Here is a 24,751-nt window from a genome sequence, read left to right as displayed (position 1 = left end):
TTGGGGAGATTTGGGCAAATAAAAAAGCCACCTTATTTCAAGGTGGCAAAATTTAAGCAGCAAAATCGTATTATTTAGAAGAAACTTGTTGTAAGAAAATTTTTCGTGGTGAAGTTAAACCGAGTTTTTCTGCTTCATTTACTAAATTTAATGCACGGTTTACGTCATTTTGTTTTAAGGCATTCGTTACCGCTTGTTTGAAATAGGCTTCTGTTTCCTTATCCACTGCGGTGACAACGGCTTTTGGGTTGCTTTCCGTTTTTTGTACAGGCTGTGTGCCAACCGGCTGATTTGAAGCGGTTTTCTTGCCGGTAAAGATATCCGTTGGAAGACCGATAAAACGTGTCCCGTCAGCCGCTATTACATTGATATTAATCTCCCCATAAGGACTGTGCTTGACTTCAATATCTGCAATTGCCGGTGGTTGTTTTCCTGTGGCTTTAGCAAAACTTTTAGCCGGGTGGGGAACCATTGTGGTTTTTTGTACATCTTGTGCTGTGGTATAAACCAACAGATAAATATAATCTTGGTTTGGCGCTGGGGTTAAATTCAATTCTGCAACAAAACGATTAGGCTGTAATCCCCGCTCACCTTCAAATTTAAAATCTGAAGAAGAATAACGTGCTGCAATATTAAATTGACTATCCAAAACAATAGCGCTCGGTATAAATACGTGATCTTTGGCAACCGGGCTGGCAATGCGGATTTCCAGTGTGCCTTGATTGGCTGGAATACGATATGCCGCAACCGGGCTTTCCATACCGGCGAATGGCACAATGAAATTCTGTTTTTGTTGGGCGTTTAATGTGGTGGTGAGTGTTTCGGAGTAGGGAACATCTTTCCAATTTAATTGTGATAACACCGTGGAGTTAATATGATTCGGTGTTGCAGCGCTTGGCAAAACAACTAACATATTAGCCAATAGAAGTGCGGTAGAAAAAAGTGTTTTTTTCATATTAACCTCATAAACATAAAAAGAAGGGGAGAGCAACTCTCCCCCATAACTAATCGGTGATTACCACCAAGCTTCAAATTGAACTCCGGCAATAAATTCACTGTCTTTCGCTTTGTAACCCGCGGAAGTACGCGCATCCGTATTGAATTTATCATTCCAGTGGGCGTAAGTACCGAACACACGGATAGCAGGACGAGCCCAAATGCTTGAACCGGCTTGCCATTGTTGTGCAAGGGTTACTTTGGTCAGGTCATTTTTCTTACCGGTGGCTTGATCTTTAATACGATCATAACCCACTTCCACCAATGAACTCATTGTATCCGTCCATTTATACATTGGACGCACACCGGCAGAATACCACGTTTTACCTTGTTTGTTATCCAAGTCGGTTTTTTCATAAATTAACGCATACATCACTTCGATCTTATCTGTTGCGGACACCACACCTTGGTTGATTAAGCGAAGCATATGACCTTTATTATTGACTGAACCGCCTTGAGAATGTCCGGTACTCCAAGAAGTCATTGAATCTGTTGCGTATTGTGCAGTGAATTTATTGAAACCACCAAAAAATTCGCCTTGGGTATGTTCTAAAGTGACCATATAACCGTTTTTGCTTGCCCCTTGTTCACGGGATGCGTGGTTTTTGGTATGAGAATTGCCATAGTCAAAACCGATTTCTAAACGACCATTTTCACTGACTTTCAAATCAGCTAAACGAATATCAAAGACATCGTTATAAACATCTTTGTTTTTATCCTGACTAGAATCCCATTTTTTGGTTAAAGGGTTATATGTCCATCCGTAAGCCCCATCTCGCTCAGTATTACGGGTGACTGCTAGAGATAATTTACCAAAGCCTAAATCAACGTTTTCAACCCCTGCACCGGGACCGGAAATATCCCAGTAGTAGAAGTCGTTCATATGAACATCATGACGTTGATAGAAACGTTTACCTGCCCATAATGTTGCACCCGGTAAACTCTCTGCGAAGTTTTTAAATTGTACGTTGATTTCACGCAAAGCCGGGCTGGTATCTTCCCAATCGCCTTGTTGATTAACACTATAAGCCACATTGGAATCTAAATAGAAGGATTTATTGCCCTCTTGATAGAGCTCTTGCCCTAGTTTAAATTCCGCATAGGTTTCGGCTTCATTACCTAGACGGTACTTAGAACTGCCGCCATTGACTGCAAAGGCTGATTGCTCACCACCACCGGATGTCCAACCGATACCGGAACGGGCATAACCATGAAAATCAACCGCACTTGCGGATGTTGCCATTAATACGCCTGCAATTGCAGTTGCGAGTAGTGTTTTTTTGTTGTTCATAATAACTCTCTCTTTGTTATTGGTTAATTTAGGATCAAAATGAAAGCCGACAAGAATCCCATCCGTTCTTGCCGGGTAAATGTTTATACACCGATTTCTTTAAACAGACGGCGGCAAGCTGTGCCGTCTTCTTTAAATAAATGACAACGTTCCGGCATAATGCCAATCTCAATTTCATCGCCTTCCTCGACCAATACCACATCGTTTTGACGATAAACAAATATCGGTTGATGAATTTCCGGTATTTCAAGATGGATTTGGGTTTCGTGACCCAATAATTCCACGACTTGAACAATTCCACGTAAGCGAATTTCCGCTTGAGAGACAGGGATCACGTGTTCAGGGCGAACACCCAAAGATAACATTTCACCGACTTTTACCCCCTTGCCTTCCACCGGAACCCAAAAAGTATGATGATTAGAGTCAGGCAATTCCACACGGACACGTTCAGGCTCTACAGCGGTGACCCGTACCGGTAAGAAATTCATTTTTGGTGAGCCAATGAAACCGGCAACAAAGCGATTTGCCGGATAATGATAAAGTTCTAATGGTTTGCCGACTTGAGCGACATTGGTGGCGATATCAGGATTATTTCCAAGGGCTTGTAACACAACAATTTTGTCCGCTAAGGTCATCGCTTCCACCTGATCGTGGGTGACATAAATCATCGTACGGCCCAATTTTTTATGTAATTTGGAGATCTCAACCCGCATTTGTACACGCAAGCCGGCATCAAGATTTGAAAGCGGTTCGTCTAATAGAAAAACTTCGGGTTGTGAAACTAAGGTTCGACCAATTGCAACCCGTTGGCGTTGACCACCTGACAGTGCTTTAGGTTTTCGATCAAGTAAATGGGCAAGCTGTAATATTTCAGCGACTTGATTAACACGCTGATCCCGCTCTTCCTTGCTCACCCCCGCTAATTTCAAACCGAATGACATATTATCGGCGACATTTAAATGAGGATATAACGCATAAGATTGGAAAACCATCCCAATACCACGTTTTGCCGGCTCCACGTCGTTCATTCGCTTCTCGCCAATGAACAAATCACCGCTTGTAATATCTTCAAGTCCGGCAATCATTCGCAATAATGTTGACTTTCCACAACCTGAAGGTCCGACAAATACGACAAATTCACCTTCGTTAATTTCTAAATTAACATTTCTTGAAATGTGGATATCCCCATAGGATTTATTGACATTACGTAGTGATACATTGGCCATAACAAAACCTCATCAACATCAATTGTTTTCTTTGGGCATACATCATTGCCTATCTCGAGCGAGAAAAAATCATCCTTTTATCATTTTTTTGAGGATTAGAAGAAAAAAGTATGGCATTTTGCTATTTACAGGACTCGCGGAGAATAAAATGGATTTTTTTATTAATTCTTTGAGCTAGATCATATTTTATTATTTAAAAAATGTGATCCTTTTCACAAAACAAAAAAATATTAGAAATATTGCAGGATAATTCCGTGGGGGCGTAGATAAAGGGATGATAACAAAGGAGAATATTTATTGATAATTTGACCTCATTAAACAAGATTATCTTTCTATGTTTAACGCCCTAAATTTATTGATAAACTCTCAAGGAGTGTACTATGAGCAAAACATTGTTGAAATTCACCTTAACTGCTGTTGCAGGCTTGGTCTTATCTTCTTCCGTGATGGCTAAGATGACAGAAGGAAAATTGGTTATTTGGATCAACGGAGACAAAGGTTATAACGGACTTGCAGAAGTCGGTAAAAAATTTGAAGCCGATACCGGGGTGTCCGTTCTTGTGGAACATCCGGACAAATTAGAAGAAAAATTCCCACAGGTTGCTTCGACCGGTGATGGTCCGGATATTATTTTCTGGGCGCACGACCGTTTTGGAGGCTATGCGCAATCCGGTTTACTCGCCGAATTACAACCAAGCCAAGAATTTAAAGATAAATTTGTTGATTTCGCCTGGGATGCAGAAACTTATAACGGCAAAGTGATTGGTTATCCTGTTGCGATTGAAGCCTTATCACTTATCTACAATAAAGATCTCACACCTGAAGCACCGAAATCTTGGGAAGACATTTTAGCGTTAGATAAAAAACTGAAAAAAGAAGGTAAAAACGCGATTATGTGGAACTTGGCAGAGCCTTATTTTACTTGGCCTGTGGTTGCCTCAAATGGAGGTTATGCATTTAAATATGCTAACGGTCGTTATGATGCTAATGATATTGGCGTAAATAACGAGGGTTCACAAAAAGGGTTACAGTTTGTTGTGGATATGGTGAAAAACAAAGTGATCAATGCCGATATGGACTATGCGGTTGCGGAAGCGAGTTTTAATAAAGGTGAAACAGCCTTAACCATTAACGGTCCTTGGGCGTGGGGAAATATTGAGAAAAGTAAAATTAACTATGGTGTAGCAGTACTCCCAACATTAAATGGTCAAGCCTCTAAGCCGTTTGTTGGGGTATTGAGTGCCGGTGTGAATGCGGCAAGTCCGAATAAGGACTTTGCGAAAGAATTTTTAGAAAATTATCTGCTGACTGATGAAGGGTTGGCAACGGTTAATGCGGATAAACCATTGGGGGCGGTCGCATTAAAATCTTACCAAGCGCAATTGGCAAAAGACTCTCGCATCGCTGCGACAATGACAAATGCACAAAATGGTGAAATTATGCCAAATATTCCGCAAATGACAGCGTTTTGGTATGCAGAGCGTAGTGCGATTATTAATGCGGTCTCAGGTCGTCAAGATGTGAAAGCGGCATTGGATGATGCACGAGCTAGAATTCAAAAACAATAATCTTACTTCAGGCGGGTATATCACCCGCCTAGTCCGTCTTGGATATTCCCAAAAGTGCGGTCAAAATTATCGCTGTTTTAAGTTTGATTTTATTGGATAGGCACGCATTTTTTATATCACTTAAATGTGATAATTAATTTCTCAGCATTTCGAGGTGTATTATGCTAAAAAACATTGATCCCGCTCCATCGAAATTTTCTATGAACTGGTTAAAAATGCTATTAATCGGTGCTGTTCTCCTGATTGATTTTTATCTGGTTATGCTTATGTATTCTCGTGGAGAATATTTATTTGCACTTCTAACCCTAGTGATCCTCACATCCGGTGTCTATATTTTTAGCAGTCAAAAAGTCTATGCTTGGCGCTATGTTTTTCCCGGAATGATGGGAATGGTGATTTTCATTTTATTCCCGCTTGTTGCTACCATTGCGATTGCATTTACCAATTATAGTGGCACAAATCAGCTTTCTTTTGAGCGAGCCCTTAATGTACTGACCCAACAGTATTATTTTTCCGGTAGCAAATATGATTTTAAATTGTATCCGCAAACTGATGAACGTTTTCAATTGGTTTTGCACAATAAAATCACGGATCAATTTTTTGTTTCAGATAATATTTTATTGACCGATACCCCGGTAAACGTAATCGAAAAAGCACCTCCGGAAGGGGACAGTGCGCCATTAAAAGTGGTGACACAAAATCGTTCAGCATTACAAGCAATGAGCGTCATATTGCCTGATGGAAATGAATTGACAATGAGTTCGTTACGTCAATTTTCAGAACAAAAAATGCGTTACAGCTACGATGAAAATACACGGATTTTAACCAACAATGAAACAATGAAACGTTATCGTGCTAACGACGATAAGGGCTTTTTCCAAGTCATTAATGCCGCAGGGGAATGGGAAGACGAAACCCTTGAGCCGGGTTATACAGTGGCAACAGGCTTTCATAATTTTGTGAAAATTTTTACCGATGAAGGCATTCAGAAACCATTTGTACAAATTTTTATTTGGACAATTATTTTCTCGGTGTTGACTGTGGTGTTTACCGTGATTATTGGTATGGTTCTTGCCTGTATCGTGCAGTGGGAAGCCTTGCGGGGTAAAGGAATTTATCGCCTATTGCTGATTTTGCCTTATGCCGTACCCGCATTTATTTCCATTTTGGTTTTTAAAGGATTGTTTAACCAAAGCTTTGGTGAGATCAATATGATTTTAAATAATCTTTTTGGTATCTCACCGGAATGGTTTAACGATCCGTTACTCGCCAAAATAATGATTCTCATCGTGAACACTTGGTTAGGCTACCCTTATATGATGATTTTGTGTATGGGGCTACTCAAAGCTATTCCGCAAGATCTTTATGAAGCCTCCGCAATGGATGGCGCATCCACTTGGCAAAATTTCACTAAAATTACTTTTCCTTTGCTGTTAAAACCATTAACCCCCTTAATGATCGCCAGTTTTGCCTTTAATTTTAACAACTTTGTATTGATTCAATTATTGACTAATGGTCGTCCGGATATGATTGGAACAACAACGCCTGCCGGTTATACGGATTTATTAGTGAGCTATACCTACCGTATTGCTTTTGAAGGAAGCGGAACACAAGATTTCGGACTCGCCGCAGCGATTGCGACCCTTATCTTCTTGCTGGTAGGTGGATTGGCATTATTAAATATTAAAGCAACCAAAATGAAATTAGATTAGGAGAATGACTATGGCTATTGTACAACCCAAATCTATGCGTTATCGCCTCTGGGCAACACACGCTGTATTAATCCTATTCATTTCACTTATTATGTTCCCCTTATTAATGGTGATTGGCATTTCATTACGTCCGGGAAATTTAGCGCTTGGCGATATTATTCCGAGCGAAATTTCTTGGGAACACTGGAAACTTGCCTTGGGGTTTGATGTTGTTCATTCGGACGGTTCTGTGACGCCGCCACCGTTCCCGGTGCTACTCTGGTTGTGGAATTCGGTGAAGGTTGCCACCATTACAGCGGTGGGGATTGTCACCCTTTCCACAACCTGTGCTTATGCCTTTGCAAGAATGAAATTCAAGGGCAAGAAAACCTTATTACAAGGAATGTTAATTTTCCAAATGTTCCCTGCTGTCTTATCACTTGTGGCACTTTATGCATTATTCGATCGCTTAGGGCAATATGTTCCGTTTCTCGGATTAAATACCCACGCCGGTGTCATCTTTGCCTATTTAGGTGGGATCGCCTTGCACGTTTGGACGATTAAAGGCTATTTTGAAACCATTGATGGTTCTTTAGAGGAAGCGGCAGCACTAGACGGTGCAACACCTTGGCAGGCATTCCGCTTAATTTTGTTACCATTATCCGTTCCAATTTTAGCGGTTGTTTTTATCCTTTCGTTTATCGCAGCCATTACGGAAGTGCCTGTTGCTTCATTGCTCTTACGTGATGTGAATAGCTACACCCTTGCAGTGGGGATGCAACAATATCTTTATGCGCAAAATTATCTTTGGGGGGATTTTGCTGCCGCCGCAGTATTGTCCGCTATCCCAATCACTGCCGTATTCTTGATTGCTCAACGCTGGTTAGTTGGTGGTTTAACGGCCGGTGGGGTAAAAGGATAATAAGGTAGCCTAATACAGAGAAAAGCCTGATTCACATGGTGGATCAGGCTTTGTCGCCTTAGATGAGATAGGGGTTATCAATTAAAGGTTATTTCTCTTTCCAATAACCAATCCATTCTTTCAATAACTGCATATTTTTCGCCATTGCGCCGCCTTGTGGGATGAAATGCATGAGCGTTAACCCATATTCTTTAGGTGTGATGCCTTCGCCCACACTGGCAGTCAATACATCAAATCCTTGCTGTTGGAAAAGTAATTTGGCTCGCTGCATATGCCATTCATTGGTGACAAGAATAATTTTGTTGATTCTCTCTTTTTCCAAGATTTGTTTGGTAAATCGTGCATTTTCTTTAGTGGTTAAGGCGTGAGGCTCAATCCATGTTGTGGGGATATGAAAGAATTGCTGTAATTCTTCCGCTGCCACTTTTGCCTCGATAGCACCGGTCGGGCTTCTCCCTGTGATGAGAAGCGGTAAGCCCGTTTCTTTTTGTAAATAGGCGGCATAACGTAGCCGTTCAAGTTGAATGGCGGTGGAAGCGAGAGGCGCATAAAGTTCTTTACTATCCCGTAATCCGCCACCTAATAGCACAATAGCTTGGGCATTTTTGTAGTCGTTGAGTGTTAAATGATCTTCTGTGACTAAGCTATCTTTTAAGGCTTGAGCGGTAAAAGGAATACTGAGCAGATAAAGTAAAGTTATGCCAAGTGCGGTGGAAATTCGGCTTAATTTTTTGAAATTAAAGCGGGCGAAAACCAATGCCAATAGCCATAAAATTAAAATATTAAATGGCGGGAGTATCATGGCAGTGATGAGCTTTTTGAGTTCCATCATTTTTTATCAATTTCCACAAAGTCGATGTTTTTCGTCCATAAATTGGCATAGCCGGAATTTTTACCATAAGCGTTATCACACACTCGGTTTGGAATTTCCAGTAAGCAGGAGAAAATATGACCGTGTAAACGGGTGGTGATGACCTGATCATGTTGTAAAAACACGCTAGCTACCCGTTTGACAATACCTTTGGTATAAGCAAACCAAAATTGATGGAACAGATTTTTCAACCAACCCCAATTTCGTTGGTTGGCAAATTTGCTCATACGCCAACTGAGTGCCAAAACGATGCTATCTAAACGGATGAGAATATCCTCCCAATCTTTCACATTGGCATTTGCCGGTAGGGTGGCGAGGATATTTTTTTCCACTTCGCTGGCTTCAATATCTTTGCGTAAAAAATAAAGCGTTTTCCCCGTGTTGCCTTGTTTTGTCGGCAAGGTGCCGGAGAGCTGGTGGGCCATATCCGGTGATAAGGCGACATTTGGGGAAAATGGTTTGAAGGCTTCCGCCGTGCGCTCATCTCGGGCAAGTAAGTGGCAATCAGTATGTTGACTGAAAAGTGCGGCTGATTTTTCGAGATTTTTTTGATCTTTGAAATACAGGGTTTGTGGTAACACAATAATGCGATTATGGGGAAAATGTTGAACCATTGCCTCACGAATTTTTTGGTGTTGTGGGTAGAGATCGCCAAAGTTGCCCCCACCGTGCAGCAAAATGGTGGTATGAGGGGTGATTTGTTGTTTAACCTCATTGATATCCAAATCAAACTCACAACGTCTTAAGGTCACATTAATATGGTGATCCTTAAAAAACTGTTCTGTTCCGTGATAGATCAATAAATCCCCTACATTCAAATGTAGCGGGTAATCAAAATAAAACACATCGTTTTTATCTTTAATTAAATCCGCAAGAGGGGCGAGTTGTTGCTTTAGAGAAATTAATGTTGTATTCATTTTTTTACCTTTTTCAAAATATAGCCAAAGAGGAAGCTTTTTTCCGCTCGATTTAGCCCAAATAACAAAATCACGCTCACCAGCACCATTTCTAATAATACGGCTTCACCGATAAATTCAAAGAATGTATAGGTCTGCTTAGGGTTTGAAAAATAAACCAGCCCTAATAGCAGGCTGAAGATAAGGCTGATATGGCACAAATAAGTGACGAATTCTTTGCGGTTAAATTGAATTTTTTTGTTAATAAAATAGAAACGATAAATTTGCATGAAAAGTGCGGTGGAAAATCGGCCAATAAAGGCATAAACCGGACTATAGCCTAAAGTAAATAAAAAGTAAGCAAGCGGTACGGTGCAAAGATCAATCATCGCAATCACAATATTATATTGTTTAATTTTGTTTGTGCCGATAGCCAGTGCCGTCATCCAAAAAGATCCCGCCATGGCACTGATCAATGAGCAGAGCAGGGTGGTTTGTACCAAGGGCTCGACATATTGAGGCAGTTGATCGCCTAACCAAAAGGTGAGTAATGGGTGGGTAAAATAAAGCACCGGGGCGGACAAAATAGCAATCAGATAAAAGGAATATTTTGATGTGCCGAGAATGAGTTTTTTGTTACGTTCTTCCTCTTTTGCCGCATAAGATTGCACAAGTTGTGGGTTAAATGCCACTTGAAAGTTATTCACAAAGCTATAAATGGCGGTATCCACTTGGGTGGCGATTCCTACTGCGGCATTCACTGTCACCCCAAAAAACAGGTTGATAACCATATTTAGGCCTTGTGTGGAGGCAACATAAGCGGTTTGTCCGAGTAACATCCAACCGGAAAAGCTCGCCATTTCCTTTGTTTTACTTAAATCTTTATGGAAATGAAAACGGGTTTCCGGGTAAAAACTACGGCGGGTAAAATTAAAATAAAGCAAAAAGACCAGTAGGCTCACACCCAATAATAACAGGCTATAACTGATGAGTTTATCGTATTGCTCTATCTGCATTAAAATAAAAATAGCCGTGAGTTTGAATAGGGTTTCACTCAAGCCAAGCCACGCATAAAATGCCATACGCTCATGGGCGACAATCATGGCATTAAAGGGCACTTTAATGATTTCAATTAAGGCAATGAGAAGGGCAATTTGATAGACGATATTGGCAGCGCTCATTCTTTCTGTTGGAATATTCAGTTTATGGTTTAAAAACCAAAGTCCCACCGTTTCCGCCAACACCGTCACGATTAACATAATAAAAAGATGATTTAACAGGCTGATGTTAAAAATCATATTGATACGGCTTACATCATTGGCGGCTTTTTCTACATTAATAAAACGTTGTGTGGTTGCCGTCATTGTCCCGTTAAAAAAGGAAAATAAAATCACTACGCCCATGACAATGTTATAAATCCCGAAATCCTCAACGCCTAATACCCGTAATACCACGCGTGAAATATAAAGCATTGCCCCCATATTAAAGAGCATACGGATATAGAGAAATAAGGTATTTTTAGCAATGGTTTTGTTTGACATTGTGATTGATGAACGCCTTAAAATTGGTGGGGAATTATAGATTTCTTTAGTATAATCAGCAATCTTTTATGCAACTATTTCCCATTTGAACGATCAAATAGACGATAGAATTTTAAATCGAGAAAATAATGAATAAATATTTGATTTCCTTAGATAAAGATGAACAGCGTCGTGTGCTTTTCTTCGCACAACCCGATACCGCAGATTTTTCTGTCTTCTCTGCTATTAACACCATGCAACGGGAATGGGACGAATTGGCTCAACAGTTTGATTTGGTACAATTTGAGCAGCGTTACGGGCGTAAAGTCACCAAAGGTGAAATCGGTTGTACGCTTAGTCATCTTGCGGTGTATCGTTTGATTGTGGAAGATATGGCAGTAGCTGAGGATGATTATGCCTTGGTATGCGAAGATGATGCCTTGTTTGCGCCTAATTTTCAGCAGAATTTGACCGCACTTTTAAGCCAACCTCATACCATGCCGATTGTGCTTATTGGGCAATCCAAAATTGCTCAATTTAATGATGTTGAGTTGGAAATTAATTATCCGACAACCCTTTCATTTTTATGTCATCAAGCGGGAGGCGTGGCTTATGCCTATCCTTATAAAAGCTATTTTGCCGGTACGGTGGGGTATTTAATTAAAAAATCTGCAGCCCGTGTTTTTCTAAAACAACTTGAACAAGGAAAACCTTTTTGGCTTGCTGATGATTTTTGGTGGTTTGAAACCCAATTTGGCTTGCCAAACCAAGTGGTTCGCCCGTTAATGGTGATCGAAAATCCGCAATTAGTGAGTAATCTTGAGGCAATTCGAGGCGCTGAGGCCAATAATCTTGCGAAAAAATTGGTGAAATATCCGTTGAAAAAAATGATAGCGATTCAGAAAAATTTAGGAAAATAAATGACCGCACTTTTTAATCTTTTCTATCTTTACGATCCCTGGTTTTTCCATGTTGTGCGTATGTCTGTTGTAGTGGGGATTGTTGCCTTTGCCCTGTTAATTTATCGCACAGTGAAAAAGCAAAACAAACAAGGGATTGTGGTGCCAATAGACAGTTTAGCCGTGTTGTTAGGGCTTATTTTATTAAGTGCAGTCCCTTTGTTGATAAATGGCACAAAGGATTTTTCTGTGATTATCATGTATGTGAAATCACTAATATTATTTCTTTTCGGTATTGGGGTTTATAACGCTTTTTATCGGCTACCCAACGGGCAACAACGGCTTGTGTGGGATTTGCAAATTGGGGTGGGCGTGCAGTTTGTATTCGGCCTGTTGGCTTTGCTTGGTGTTTCTTTTTTGGTGGAATTTTTACTTTCAACCAATGCGATCTTACCCGCACGGTTTTATGGTTCGGAACAAGAATATCGCTTGTATAACATCACCGCGACCGCCTTTTTCCAACTGAGTTTATTTTACTTAATGTTGTTCCACTTTTTATTGGCCTATAACGCAAAACATAACAATATACCGAGTGTTTTGGTCTTTTTAATACTTTGTATCGGGTTGATTTCCGGCAGAACCTTTTTATTGCTTTCTGTGGTGAGTATTGCGGTCTATTTTAAATGGCGATATGTGCCTTCATTGGTGGCATTTTTGCTCTTAGTGTTGGGATTGGCTTATTTTATACCGAAAAATCCTTATGTGGGTCATGCCTTAGAACCGGTGATTAATTTATTACATGGTGCCGGTTTTGTGAGTTCCTCTACGGATACCCTCGTTAAAAATCATTTATTTATCCCAACCTTAAAACAGTTTATCAGCGGGGATGGTCTGTATATGACAGGGCAGTTAGAAACCGGGCGTTATTATGGCAATACAGACTCCGGCTTCTTACGCCAAATTCTATATGGTGGGATAGGATATATGCTGGTTTGTTTTTTTGTCACCTTTTATTTTGTCCGCAAAGTGGCATTAAATTGGTTTGATGGCAGCTGGAAATTTGTTCTTTCCGCCTTTGTGATCCTTACCGCTTGTCATATCAAAGCCGATACCTTTGCGTTTCCGGGGATTATGTTTGTGATGCTGATGTTTTTGTCATTATTTGGCACACACGGCAAACAACGCATTTTCTTCGCACAGAATGAGGGAAAATATGTTTAGTATTATTGTGCCGTCTTACAATCGAAAATCGGAAATTCCCGCTTTGTTGGCAAGTTTAGCACAGCAAACCTATAAAGATTTTGAAGTGGTGATTGTGGATGACCACTCAAAAGAACCGGTGGTGGTGGATGATACCTATCCTTTTAAAATTAAGGTGATCCGTAATGAAACCAATCAAGGGGCGGCGGAAAGCCGAAATATTGGTGCTCGTGCGGCAACAGCACCATGGTTGCTATTTTTAGATGATGATGATCGCTTTGCTGAGAATAAATGCGAGCGATTGGCAGAGGTGATTAACCAATATCCTGAGATTAATTTTATTTATCACCCGGCAAAATGCGAAATGGTAAATGAAGGTTTCAGCTATGTGACCCACCCAATTTCACCGCAAGAAATTAGTGTGGAACGCATTTTACTGGCTAATAAAATTGGCGGTATGCCGATGGTGGCGATTAAGAAAGAGCTTTTTCTAAAAATAGGCGGATTATCGACCGCACTTCGTTCCTTAGAAGACTATGATTTTTTATTAAAATTAGTTAAAGATCCGAGTTTTAAACCCTATAAATTAGAGGAAGCTTTGACTTATTGCACCTTCCATACTCAACGTTCCAGTGTTTCAACGGATACCCATAATACGGAAAAAGCCATTGATTATATTCGTGAACACTATGTGGAAACCGCACAGCAGGCTCGCAATTTTAATATCAATGCCAGCTATATTTTGTCCTATCCGCATATCATGAATTTATCACGCAAAGCGGCGTATTATTATTTTGATATTTTTAAACAAACCAAAAGTATTAAACAACTTGTGATAGCGCTGGTGGTGCTGATTTCACCGAAACTGGCACTGAATTTGAAACGCTTTATGTCATAGAAAGAGGCATCATGAAATTTTCAGTTTTAATGTCTTTATATATTAAGGAAAATCCACAATTTTTACGCGAATGTTTTGAAAGCCTCGTGGCGCAAACCCATCCGGCAGACGAAATTGTGTTGGTATTTGATGGTGCGGTTACCGAAGAATTAGAAGCGGTGGTGGCAGAGTTTACAACCCAATTACCGTTAAAATTCGTGAAATTACCGCAAAATCAAGGCTTGGGAAATGCCTTAAATGAGGGGCTGAAACATTGTACTCACCCTTGGGTTTTCCGTATGGATACGGATGATATTTGCGTGTCGGAACGTTTTGCCAAACAGCTGGCATTTATTGAACAGCACCCTGACACCATTATCTTTGGCGGACAAATTGCCGAGTTTGGTGAGAATGTGAATGATATTGTTGCTTATCGCTATGTTCCGACCGAAGGGGCAGATATTGTGAAATTTACCCAAAAACGTTGTCCTTTTAATCATATGACGGTGGCGTATCAGAAAGCGGCGGTGATAAATTGCGGAGGGTATGAAGATCTGCAGGAAGATTATTATTTATGGATTAAACTGGTGGCACAAGGTCAAGCAGTGGCAAATTTACCGGATATTTTGGTTTATGCCCGGGTCGGAAACGGAATGGTCGGACGTCGTCGTGGTTTGAATCAGGCTAAAGCGGAATGGCGTTTGTTCAAACTCAAATACCGTTTGGGCATACAAGGTTTTGGAGCGGGAATGTTGATTTTTATATTGCGTTCGGCTTCCCGTTTGTTGCCGACTTCATTGCTCAAAGCGGTCTATAATCAATTCTTAAGAAAATAATATTAAAAAGGAAAACAAATGAAAAAAATCTCGTTATTATCAACCGCACTTTTATCTTGTTTATTGGCAGGTTGTGCAGGCAGTAGCCAAAGCGCATCGAATAGGATTCCGACAATTAGCGCTAATACAGCCTATACCAAACCCCGCACATTGGATAATTTCCATGACTATGTGCAATTTTTAAAAGGTAAAGCGGCAGCAGAAGGGGTTTCGATTGCCACTTTGAATGCACAAAATAATATCCGTTATGTAGAAAAAGCGGTGGCGTTAGACCGGGCTCAGGCTGGCAGAATTGTCAAACGTGATCCAAACCAACCGCCGGTATTAAACCCAAATGGTACAACCAATTACCTCAACAAAGTGCTCACCAATAATAAAGTGAATGTGGCAGAAGATCGTTATTGGGAAGTGCAAGTGCCTTTGCAACGGGCAAGTCAACGTTATGGTGTGCAACAAGAATATATTCTTGCGTTATGGGGTATGGAAAGCAGTTTCGGGCATTATCAAGGACGTTATGATGTGTTATCTGCCCTCGCCACTCTCGCCTTTGATGGCAGACGTGAAGCCTTGTTTAGCAAAGAATTTGTTAATGCGATGAAAATGCTGGATCGTGATCATATTCAACGCACTAAAATGTTGGGCTCTTGGGCCGGTGCTATGGGACAAACCCAATTTATGCCAAGTGCTTTCTTAAATTATGCCGCTGATGGAAATGGCGATGGGGTGAAAGATATTTGGACAAACCAATTTGATGCCTTTGCCTCTATTGCCAACTATTTGCATACCGTTGGTTGGGACGATAAATTGCCGTGGGGAATTGAAGTCACCTTGAACCAACCGCTTGATTTGGCCCTTTCCGGTATTGAGAAACATAAAGCCCGTTCTTTGCGTGAGTGGCAAGCACAAGGGGTGATGCCGTTGGGGTTCAGTGCGCAAGAGCAAGAAAAATTGACCGCACTTTCCAATGTGGACCTTTGGCTTGTCCGACCGGATAAACAAGTGGGCAGAGCATTTTTAGTCTCCAATAATTTCCGCACCCTTTTAGATTGGAATAAATCCAATTATTTTGCGGTGAGTATCGGAATGTTTGCAGATCGAATAAAGGAAAGGATAGGATTATAAAAAAGCGGTCAAATTGACCGCTTTTTTTGTCTGATGAATGAATTATTTTGCAGCCGGAGCTTGTGTAGGTTGCTCTGTTGCAGGTTGAACCGGAGCTGGGTTAAATTTAGCTTTAATTTGTGCATCCAGTTCCGCTAAAGATTGTATTTCAACTTGTAATTGCATTGCTTTCTCAGCGTAAGCTTTTTGAGCTTCTTCCGTTTTCACGTTTGCTTGAGCAACTAATAATTCACTTGCAAGGGTTAATACTTCTTTTGTTTTGTTCTTCGCATTGCCGATTAAATCAGATTTCACATCAAGGGCATCTAGGCTCGCAATACTGCCTTGAACAGATTTATTAAATTCTTCCACCGCTGCTTTAGCTTTGTTTTCATCATTCGCTTCGATAGCTGCCACTAAGTCTTGTTGTAGCTTTTGTTGGCTTTGCGCTTGCACCGCACCTTGAGCTTGATTCCATGCGAGTAATTTTTCGTAATCTGCTTTTTCTTGTGCCTCTGCATTCATCGCCACTACCGTTTCAGCTGCTTTTGCCATTTCGGCTTGTTGGGTTGTTTCAGGTTTAGCCGCATCTGCCGTTTTGTCTGCCACTTTATCGCAAGCAGTTAAGAATAAAGTAAATAATGCAGTTGCAGTAATTTTTGTCAATTTGTTCATGAATAATCCTTTAAGTTGAAATTAAAAAGTACTTCTTGGACGATTAAATCCACGGTTGATTAAGACTATCTATTTTCAGATTAGTTTAAAAAAATTTCAAGCAGTTTATTGTAATGTGGGGATGAATTGGGACAAAGCCTTGATTTCCTCTTGCGTTAAACGTTGCTTGACCGGGTTGCCCGCCCCGATAAGTTTTCCCTTTTGACGTTCCAAAAGTGTGGTTGAAATTTCTTCCGTTTTTAACTGATTAATGATTTTTGATTCACCCATTGCCGGTTTTTCCCCTTTTTTCCCATGGCAAGTGGCGCAGGAACGTTTGTAAATCTTTTCTGCTTTGATGAACTCCGAATTCGGCACGGTTTCGGCTTGAGCCAAAAAAGAAAGCCCAAACAGGCTACCGAAAAATAAATAAAATGCTTTCATTGAGGATCCTTAATGATTTATTGGTTAAATAATTTCTCTAATTCTTGCTGCGGAATTTTACCTTCAAATTTTGCTTGAATATAGCCTTTATCATCGATAATGAAAGAGGTGGGGGTTCCCACCAGTTGATATCGCTCAGCGGTGATGTTCATTTGATCTTTAATCACCGGTTGGGTGAGTTGGTGTTTGGCGACCACCGCATTGGTGTCCATCTTTTCACCATCCACATTGATGGCAATAAGCTGAACCTGGTTGGGATGAGCGTCATTGAGTTGCTCAAAGGTTTTTAGCTCCGCCATACAATGACCACAGGTTTCCGACCAAAAGGTGAGTAATCGGGTGCCTTGCCAATCTTTCAAATTCACCGGTTTACCTTGCAAATCGTAGGCGGCGAGTTCCGGTGCTATATGACCTACTATCGCCTTTTCTTCTTTGCAGGAAACGGTGCTGAAAATGACCGCACTTAAGCAGAGTGATTTGAGTAAAAATTTAATGTTCATTTCGTTCTTCCCGTAAAAACTTACCGTGTTGAAGATAAATCGTGCGATCTGTGAGTTCGCCCAGTTCCGGATTATGGGTAACCATCACAATGGTTCTCCCTTGGCGGTTTAATTGTTGCAATAAATCTAAGATCAATGTCTCATTTTTTTCGTCTAAATTCCCCGTGGGTTCATCGGCGAAAATGACAGGGGGCTGATTGACAAGGGCACGAGCAATGCAAACACGCTGTTGTTCCCCCCCGGAAAGTTGGCTTGGGCGGTGATCGATACGATGGCCTAATCCCACTTGTTCTAATACGGCTTTGGCTGCGGCTTCATCAATCACACTGTGGTAATGCTGAGCGAGCATCACATTTTCAAGGGCGGTTAAATAGGGGATTAAATGGAATTGTTGGAAGACAAGGCCTATTTTTTCTGCCCGAAAACGTTGACGGCCCACTTCATCTAATTGTGCCGCATCAATTCCATCTAAGATCACTTTTCCCTCGCTGGCAGTATCTAACCCGGTGAGAATGTTCATCAAGGTGGTTTTTCCCGAGCCGGAGGCACCCATAATGGCAACAAATTCCCCTTGCTTAATTTGAATTGTGATATCTTCAAGGGCAGTAACCTGACCAAAGCGTTTGTATAAATGTTCTGTTTCGATAACAAATTGAGTCATATTGTTCTCTTTTTCTTTTTAGGCTGATATTCGCTATTTACAAGGCTTATTCGCCTTTTAATACATTGGCTGTTTGAATACTTAATGCACGGCGTGTTGGAATAATGACGGCGATAAAGGCAACCAGTAAGGCGAGCATGACCGTAATCGGGAAAACCGGTAAACGCATATCAATGTAAGATTTAAAAACCGTTAAACCTAATATCTGCGCCAGCAAATAACCGAGCATGAATCCCATAAAAATGGCACAAGTGGCGATGATCAGAATTTCTGTGCAGATTTGTTTGATAATATCCGATTGCTTTGCCCCCAAGGCTTTTTGCAGAGCGAATTCTTTGGCACGTTCACCCACAATCGCAACCAAGGTAGTATTCACACAAAGGGTAGCTAACACTAAAATCACCAAAGAAATCAGCCCCATTAATCCTTTTATTTTGTCTAAAATTTGCCCCTCAGAAGCGGAAACTTTACGAATAGGACGGGCGGTAAGCTCGGGATATTGCTGCATGATTTTTTCCGCAAACTGATCCACTTGCCCCAGTTCATTTTTGACATTGAGTAAGGCATTGTTGGCAAGCCCTTCTTTTTCTAACCAATTTTGTGCAAAATCAAGATTGACGATGAGCATATTGTCTGTGGCATCACCGGCTTCTACGATAGCTTTAATGGTAAATTGATGTTTTTCTACGGCATTTTTAGAAAGTTGGAGTTTATCGCCGATTTTTAAATTAAGCCGTTCTGCAAGGGTCTTGCCGATCATGGCATTGCGATCATCAAAATCCACATTAATTGCCGAGCCGCTAATTTGCCAATAGGGCGCTAAAACCCGCATATCGGCAAAACGAACGCCCATAATGACAATTTTTTCCAATTCGCTGCGTGTGACACCATAAAGATAGGGGCTGGCAGCGGTGATTAAGCCTTGTGGGGCTTGTTGTAAAATATCATCAATTTGGCTTACCGAAATCATTTCGCCTTTTGTAGAGCCGATATAGAAATTAGCACCAAAGGTACGGAGTTCTTGGCTCATTTTGGTGTTAATGTCGAAATATACCGCCGCCATCGCGGTAACAATGCTTGCGCCCACAGTTAATGCGGAGAAAATAATCATCACCCGTTGTAAACGCAGGCGCAGTGCACGGAAAATTAATCGCCAAAACATACTTTTATTGTCTGCCATAAAGCACCTCAACAGGATAAAGTTTGGCAATGCGATGAGCCGGGAACCAAGTGCCTATGAGGGCAATGAGGATTGAAAGCATAAGCACGCAAGGAATGACGATCCAAGCAAAACTCAGCGGTGCACCGAAAAGGGTTGTGCCAATAAATTTGGCTAAGCCCCAACCGGCTAAACAGCCTAATATACCGCCAATCAATGCACTTAATAAGGCTTCGCAATAAAACAATAGCATGATTTGCCACGGGTAAGCCCCCAAGGCTTTCATTAAACCGATTTCTTTGCTGCGTTCAATGATGCTTGAACTCATCAGTGAAGCAATACCCATGGCCGCTGCAATGACCGCTGCCAAAGTGACCACCGAAAGTAATAATTGGATTTTGCTGATCACCACCCCTTCCGAGGCGGCGACTTGCCAAATTGGGCGTACAATGGCACCGGAAACGGCTTCTTCCAGTTGATGAGAGATGGAAGACACATAGGCTGTGCAATACCAGCGATCATATTCTTCTGCATCAAGGGCATCGGTATTGGCTCGAGCCTTACGGGAAAGGGCATTTTCCGGCACGGTCAGTGCAGACACTTTCACTGATTGCACTTTGCCTTCTACGCCTAATAAGGCTTGGGCTGCACTTAACGGCATCACAATTTGATTATCTTCCATGCCACCGGTGGTTAAAATACCTTGAATTTTGACCGCACTTTGAGCGGAAAAATCCTTTTCTTGATAGTTTAAATAAAGGATATCACCTATTTCCCAGTGGTTCACCTTGGCAAGTTGCCGGCCTACAAGGACGGGAATGGTCTCACCGAAATCGTCATTTTCATCATTCACCCAATTACCTTGCACTTGCCAATAGGGGCTGATGATACGTTGCCCGGTGTGATAATCCTCTTCATCGGGAATCGCTATTTGATGATCGAAAAATGTCCCTAAAATGCTGACAGAGAGGGAAAGTGCGGTGTTTTTTTCCGCTGTTTTGGAAGCATTGACTTTCGCCGTTAATTGAGGGGCAAAGCCGACAATATTATTCCGCCAGAAAATATCTTTGATATTTGGGAGTTCTTTTTCATCAATAAAATCTTGACCGGAAAGGGAAATATTGGCATTGAGTTCATCGGGTAATGCGGCGTTGCTTGCCGGCTCAATCAAAATGTTTGCACCATAAGATTTCAGTTCTTTTGCCATTTTATCGCCGATATCAATGGAAACGGCAAGCAAGGCAGAAACCAACCCTGCGGCTAAAAAAAGGGTGACAATGGCAAGTAATTTCCGTTTGAGGTCAAAACGCCAAGATTGAAATAACATTCTTGCTAACATTATTATTCCTCTTGTTCATTTCCACGGTTTAAATATTTTTCAGGCTGATTGCGGAACTGTTCGAGATTTTCTTCATTTTCAAAAAAATAAGTACGGTTCTCAACGCTGTATTTATACTCCGTTTGGGTGTTCTTTAACGTTTTACCGCTAATCGGATCCTGCACTTCAATTTCTACAATGGTACTGAATAAATTAAGTCCGTCTTCTAATGAGGTGCGGGGAATAATGAGGGCATTGTCGATTTGTTGCCAATTTTCAATCGGCACGGGATTGCATCCCCCCGGTTTGCCAATGGACGGAATAAACATATGCACCCCACAGCCGACACAGACCACTTGATTGCCCTGCATCACATAACCTTGATCGCCACATAATAAGCAGGCATCAAAAACGGCGGCAAGACTGAGTTTAGCCGGCTGACGATTAATAATAAAAAAACGTACGGCTTTGCCATCATCGGCAATCCAAACAAAGCGGTGGAGTTTACCGTCTTTGACTTGCTCAATCGGAATATGTACTTGCTGGGTTTGATCCAAAGTTACCGGTGTGGCTTTAGACAGTTGCGGAGGACGGGAGGCAACTTGCTGCCAATAAATCTGCGCGGTTGCGATAAGAAACATTGCCACGATCCCCCAATGAATAAGGCGTTTTGAGGTTTGCACCAAGGCCAATTTTTTTCGTTTTTCAATGGGATCTTGCTCAATTTGGGCGTGCAACTTACGTTTAAGGTGTGTTTGAAAGATAAAAATGCCTAAATTGACGAACATCATCGCAAGACAGAGGGGATTAAGCCAACCGGTGATCGCTCCTGATTTTGCCACAAAGCTTAACCGAAGCTTGGTGAGATCGATGATTTGTAATTTCATCAAAATAAGGAAAAGTTCGCCTACAAGCGGTATCACTAAGGCAAACCAAAGTAGAAATGTCAGCGCAAAAAGTGCGGTGGATTTTCCCATTGTTTTTTGTTGTTGCTTCACTAAAAAGTAAATCCACATTGCAACGGCAAAACATAAAATGACCCCGAAAATGACGGCACTGAGATTTAAAATAAAGTCCGTATTAATAATATCTGTATTGGTGAGGGCGGTGATATTGGGATCTTTCGCCCAAGTTACACCTGCAATCAACATAAAGATAAATTGCCAAGCTAAGCGCAATTTAGGAAAGTTTACCCGCTGACTGAGGGCAAAGCATAAGAATGCAGTGAGAAAAAAAAGCGTCAGGCTCAGATTGACGATTTGACTATTAGGCAAGCCAAAACGCAGTGTCACACCACTTATTAACCCCAAAAGACTTAGCCAAATGATCGTTTTTGCCGCCGGTGCTGTCGGTTTTATTGCCCAAGAGGCACCGAGTAAAATGGAAAGAGGCAAGAGTGATTGAAGCAGAAAAACGAAAAAGTAAGTCATAAGTTAAAAAATATCATGGTGACAAAATCGGTTGGCACAATAGATTGTTTTGTGACATAGATGTATCAATTTGTGCGTGAATATCCGCTATTCACGCACATTGTAAAACAGTTATTTAATACCCGTGAATTTGAATTCATAGCTCACATCAAAAGGTTTCCACCAACGGCCTACGCCGGTTTCGCCATCAGTATGACGGTGTAAACCTGCTTTTGATGGCGGATCGATATGATAGGTTAATTTATAGTTACCTACACCCATCATTTTGACGTTTGCCCCGTAATGTGGGCCGTCACCTGCTACCATTGGCATAAAGGTGCCTTCTTGTTTTTCGCCGGTATCGGTATTCACTAAGGTGTAATTAATGGTGAGATAAGGCATCCATTCGCCATCGCCAAAGCCATTTTTATTGCCTTTTACGGCGTGAATATCCGCTTCTAAGTGAATGTCCGATTTGGCTGCCGGTAAGCCCATACCACGGGGTTCCATATCAATAGGTTTGAGATAAACGGCAGCAATTTCCATATCATTCATTGTTACGGCTTCGCCGATTGGGTATTCGGTAAAGGCTTGTGCGCTTGCGGCGAATAAACCTGCTGCGAGGGTTGTCGCAATGAGTGCTTTTTTCATATTAAGATCTCCTAAGATTTAACGTAAAGCTGCTTTTTTGCTTTGGTATTTCATAACCGCAAAGGCAAAAAGTGCAGCGATGATTAAAATGCCTTGTGGAACGAGTGTTTCAACATAAGGGTAAACGCCCAACCAAGCAATTTCCGGTATGCCGTTAATTAGGGTTGGCTCAAATAATTTTCCTTCGATCAATTCCAAGACGGATTTCCCTGCAAAAACAAAGGCCATCACATACATAAAGGTGCCGGTGAACATAAAAAACGGTTTAAGCGGAAGTCTTACCACGCTATATCGCATAATGAAGTAACAAATAGCCAGTAGGATAACCCCCACCACAAAACCCGCAAAAAGATAAACTAAACCGACCGCACTTTTGGCATCGCTTGCTAAGGCATAATAGAATAAAACGGTTTCCGCCCCCTCACGATAAACCGCTAAAAAGCTGGTGAGCCATAGGCTGGCTAAAGAGCCTGCTGTTAACGCCGTGGAGAGCTTGCCTTCTAAATAGCGTTTCCAATTTTGCGCTTCCACTTTGGAAAGCAACCAGTAGCTCATCATAAAAAGCATGACGACGGCAATCATCATGGTGAAGCCTTCCAGTAATTCCCGATGTTGACCGGAATTTTCAAAAATCAATTGGAAAATAAAGGCGGTGATAACACTTGCCACCAAAGCAACATAAACGGATTGACGAATAGTCGGCAGTTTATCTTGATGACCATTTTTGACGAGATACGCCACAATCGCCGCCACAATGAGTAGAGCTTCTAAACCTTCCCGTAGAATAATTAACAAGCTGTATAAGAATAACGACCAATCGCTTTGTTCTCCGCCTTGTAACATTCCCACTGCTTTAGATAAATTTTGTGCTAATCCTTCTGCCTGAGGTTGTAATTTATCTCCTTGGTTGGCTTTCATCAGGCTAACCATTCGGGTGAAATAGCCTTCAATTTCAGCTTTGAAGTTACTATCACGAGAGCCGATTTTATTTTCCATACCACTGTTTTCAAACACATCAAAATAGGTGTCTTGTACCGCAAGAATGGCTTTTTTCTGTTCGCCTTTTTCATACAGTGAAATGGCTTGTTGAATACCTTGATTAACTAGATCAGCAATTTGTTGCCAATCTTGCTGCTCATTTGCTATGGATTGTGCAGAGCCATCCTGTTGATTTTGCTCTTCTCGAGTGGTGGGAAGTGCCGGTAATAATGCTTCAATATCTTGTAGAAGGTTGGTACTTTGGTAAGCAATTTCCGTCATTTGATCCGTTTGTTCGCTTAAACGAATTAAATGGTAGAATTGTTGATTAATGGCAGCGGATTGTTCGGAAGAACGGTGAGTACGCACCGCCATTTCCATTTCTGAGTTTTTATAGCCGTCATATTGCGCTTGTTGGAATGATTGCTTGGCTTTGGCAAAATTACCTTGCTCATAAGCCTCAATGGCTTGTGCCACGAGATCATCAATGGTTTTAAAGCTTTGTTGCCAGTAAGGCAAAATTTGATCATTTTGATAGACATTATGTTGCCCATCGGCATTAAGTTGATGACCTTCTGCTAGAGCAGGTAAGACTTCTTGTAAGGCTTGTTTTAGCCCATTAATTTTGGTTTGAATTTCATCAATGGGTTTGCCTTCCCCAATCATCTTACGGATTTCACCAAAAGTGGCCTCCATTTGATAGCTTTTTTTTGCCGAGAAATTAATGCGGATAGGGCCTTCTAAATTCTCAAAGACTTCAAAATACGCCATTTGCACCTCAGTGCGGGCATCATCAGGATTATTTTGTTGAAGAAGTGTGGTTGTTTTGTCTAATCGAGTGGTAATATCAGCGACCCATTGTTGATAGTTATCTTGCGCTAAAACGAGTTGAGAAAAGAAAAAAGTAAATAATGCTGCGCCACAACGCACAATACGCCACATTGAAATCTCCAAATGCAATTCATTCTTATTTCTGCGCATTATCCTCTAATAAGAAAAAATCTCAACTGTGATTTTATCATTTTGTGATATAGGTCAAGTTTTGGGGGAGAAGGATAAAAACAGTATGGGGCTGTACTAGAT

The 24,751-nt window shown here is 41.3% G+C and carries 23 protein-coding genes; 8 read left to right on the top strand and 15 right to left on the bottom strand.

All coding sequences use genetic code 11. From position 1 onward, the window contains the following. Positions 1-70: 70 nt before the first annotated feature. The 3 genes from malM to malK all read right to left on the bottom strand — a co-directional run bounded on the left by malM (position 71) and on the right by malK (position 3,513). Positions 71-955 carry a maltose operon protein MalM gene (gene malM, locus BKK50_RS04355; RefSeq protein WP_077415674.1) on the bottom strand — a complete coding sequence of 295 codons (885 nt, stop codon included), beginning with the start codon at positions 953-955 and terminating at the stop codon, positions 71-73. Between the two features lie 60 nt (positions 956-1,015). Beyond that, positions 1,016-2,287 carry a maltoporin gene (locus tag BKK50_RS04350; RefSeq protein ID WP_077415672.1) on the bottom strand — a complete coding sequence of 424 codons (1,272 nt, stop codon included), beginning with the start codon at positions 2,285-2,287 and terminating at the stop codon, positions 1,016-1,018. Between the two features lie 83 nt (positions 2,288-2,370). Next, the gene (gene malK, locus BKK50_RS04345; RefSeq protein WP_077415670.1) at positions 2,371-3,513 is read right to left on the bottom strand and encodes a maltose/maltodextrin ABC transporter ATP-binding protein MalK; all 1,143 of its coding nucleotides are present in this window, start codon (positions 3,511-3,513) and stop codon (positions 2,371-2,373) included. A 380-nt stretch (positions 3,514-3,893) separates the two neighbouring features. On the opposite strand from malK, the gene malE reads away from it, so the two are divergent. The 3 genes from malE to malG all read left to right on the top strand — a co-directional run bounded on the left by malE (position 3,894) and on the right by malG (position 7,694). Beyond that, positions 3,894-5,081: a maltose/maltodextrin ABC transporter substrate-binding protein MalE gene (gene malE / locus BKK50_RS04340; protein WP_077415668.1), complete on the top strand. Its 1,188-nt coding sequence runs from the start codon at positions 3,894-3,896 to the stop codon at positions 5,079-5,081. Positions 5,082-5,242: 161 nt separating this feature from the next. Then, positions 5,243-6,793, top strand: coding sequence for a maltose ABC transporter permease MalF (malF, locus tag BKK50_RS04335; protein WP_077415666.1), 1,551 nt, complete (start codon positions 5,243-5,245; stop codon positions 6,791-6,793). A 10-nt stretch (positions 6,794-6,803) separates the two neighbouring features. Continuing rightward, the gene (gene malG, locus BKK50_RS04330; protein ID WP_077415664.1) at positions 6,804-7,694 is read left to right on the top strand and encodes a maltose ABC transporter permease MalG; all 891 of its coding nucleotides are present in this window, start codon (positions 6,804-6,806) and stop codon (positions 7,692-7,694) included. An 88-nt stretch (positions 7,695-7,782) separates the two neighbouring features. Here the strand turns inward: malG and BKK50_RS04325 are convergent, their stop codons facing one another. The 3 genes from BKK50_RS04325 to BKK50_RS04315 are packed head-to-tail and all read right to left on the bottom strand — an operon-like array spanning position 7,783 to position 11,002. Continuing rightward, positions 7,783-8,526, bottom strand: a complete 744-nt coding sequence (locus BKK50_RS04325; RefSeq protein WP_077415662.1) for a YdcF family protein — start codon at positions 8,524-8,526, stop codon at positions 7,783-7,785. Then, complete coding sequence (locus tag BKK50_RS04320) at positions 8,523-9,482, bottom strand: polysaccharide pyruvyl transferase family protein (RefSeq protein ID WP_077415660.1); 960 nt, start codon at positions 9,480-9,482, stop codon at positions 8,523-8,525. Before BKK50_RS04320 ends, BKK50_RS04325 begins: the two co-directional genes overlap by 4 nt. Continuing rightward, positions 9,479-11,002: an oligosaccharide flippase family protein gene (locus tag BKK50_RS04315; protein ID WP_077415658.1), complete on the bottom strand. Its 1,524-nt coding sequence runs from the start codon at positions 11,000-11,002 to the stop codon at positions 9,479-9,481. Before BKK50_RS04315 ends, BKK50_RS04320 begins: the two co-directional genes overlap by 4 nt. 128 nt (positions 11,003-11,130) lie before the next feature. Between BKK50_RS04315 and BKK50_RS04310 the strand changes: the two genes are divergently transcribed. From BKK50_RS04310 to BKK50_RS04290, 5 genes are read left to right on the top strand one after another with little or no spacing between them, the layout of a single operon-like run. Next, positions 11,131-11,901, top strand: a complete 771-nt coding sequence (locus BKK50_RS04310; protein WP_077415656.1) for a glycosyltransferase family 25 protein — start codon at positions 11,131-11,133, stop codon at positions 11,899-11,901. Next, positions 11,902-13,101, top strand: a complete 1,200-nt coding sequence (locus tag BKK50_RS04305) for a hypothetical protein (RefSeq protein WP_077415654.1) — start codon at positions 11,902-11,904, stop codon at positions 13,099-13,101. Next, positions 13,094-13,978: a glycosyltransferase family 2 protein gene (locus tag BKK50_RS04300; RefSeq protein ID WP_077415652.1), complete on the top strand. Its 885-nt coding sequence runs from the start codon at positions 13,094-13,096 to the stop codon at positions 13,976-13,978. Before BKK50_RS04305 ends, BKK50_RS04300 begins: the two co-directional genes overlap by 8 nt. Before the next feature lie 11 nt (positions 13,979-13,989). Continuing rightward, a complete protein-coding gene (locus BKK50_RS04295; RefSeq protein ID WP_077415650.1) occupies positions 13,990-14,793 on the top strand; it encodes a glycosyltransferase family 2 protein in 804 nt (267 codons plus the stop codon). Positions 14,794-14,811: 18 nt separating this feature from the next. Next, positions 14,812-15,915 carry a lytic murein transglycosylase gene (locus BKK50_RS04290; RefSeq protein WP_077415648.1) on the top strand — a complete coding sequence of 368 codons (1,104 nt, stop codon included), beginning with the start codon at positions 14,812-14,814 and terminating at the stop codon, positions 15,913-15,915. 42 nt (positions 15,916-15,957) lie between these two features. Here the strand turns inward: BKK50_RS04290 and BKK50_RS04285 are convergent, their stop codons facing one another. The 9 genes from BKK50_RS04285 to BKK50_RS04245 all read right to left on the bottom strand — a co-directional run bounded on the left by BKK50_RS04285 (position 15,958) and on the right by BKK50_RS04245 (position 24,610). Then, positions 15,958-16,569, bottom strand: coding sequence for a lipoprotein HlpB (locus BKK50_RS04285; protein ID WP_077415646.1), 612 nt, complete (start codon positions 16,567-16,569; stop codon positions 15,958-15,960). A gap of 105 nt (positions 16,570-16,674) precedes the next feature. Next, complete coding sequence (locus tag BKK50_RS04280; protein WP_077415644.1) at positions 16,675-16,992, bottom strand: c-type cytochrome; 318 nt, start codon at positions 16,990-16,992, stop codon at positions 16,675-16,677. A 17-nt stretch (positions 16,993-17,009) separates the two neighbouring features. Next, positions 17,010-17,492, bottom strand: coding sequence for a TlpA family protein disulfide reductase (locus BKK50_RS04275; protein WP_077415642.1), 483 nt, complete (start codon positions 17,490-17,492; stop codon positions 17,010-17,012). Then, positions 17,482-18,153 carry an ABC transporter ATP-binding protein gene (locus tag BKK50_RS04270; RefSeq protein WP_077415640.1) on the bottom strand — a complete coding sequence of 224 codons (672 nt, stop codon included), beginning with the start codon at positions 18,151-18,153 and terminating at the stop codon, positions 17,482-17,484. The genes BKK50_RS04275 and BKK50_RS04270 overlap by 11 nt, the downstream gene beginning before the upstream one ends. A 46-nt stretch (positions 18,154-18,199) precedes the next feature. Continuing rightward, positions 18,200-19,333 carry an ABC transporter permease gene (locus BKK50_RS04265; protein WP_077415638.1) on the bottom strand — a complete coding sequence of 378 codons (1,134 nt, stop codon included), beginning with the start codon at positions 19,331-19,333 and terminating at the stop codon, positions 18,200-18,202. Next, positions 19,320-20,651 (bottom strand): ABC transporter permease, encoded by a 1,332-nt coding sequence (locus BKK50_RS04260; RefSeq protein ID WP_077415636.1) that lies wholly within the window; start codon positions 20,649-20,651, stop codon positions 19,320-19,322. Before BKK50_RS04260 ends, BKK50_RS04265 begins: the two co-directional genes overlap by 14 nt. A gap of 2 nt (positions 20,652-20,653) precedes the next feature. Further along, positions 20,654-22,060 (bottom strand): Fe-S-containing protein, encoded by a 1,407-nt coding sequence (locus BKK50_RS04255; RefSeq protein WP_077415634.1) that lies wholly within the window; start codon positions 22,058-22,060, stop codon positions 20,654-20,656. Positions 22,061-22,171: 111 nt separating this feature from the next. After that, positions 22,172-22,690, bottom strand: a complete 519-nt coding sequence (locus BKK50_RS04250; RefSeq protein ID WP_077415632.1) for an iron transporter — start codon at positions 22,688-22,690, stop codon at positions 22,172-22,174. Positions 22,691-22,708: 18 nt separating this feature from the next. Further along, entirely contained in the window at positions 22,709-24,610 is a 1,902-nt protein-coding gene (locus BKK50_RS04245; RefSeq protein WP_077415630.1) for an FTR1 family protein, read from the bottom strand. Positions 24,611-24,751 lie beyond the last annotated feature (141 nt).

This window comes from Rodentibacter rarus (assembly GCF_001998965.1).
GTDB lineage: Bacteria > Pseudomonadota > Gammaproteobacteria > Enterobacterales > Pasteurellaceae > Rodentibacter > Rodentibacter rarus.
This window is presented reverse-complemented; position numbering and strand designations above follow the sequence as displayed.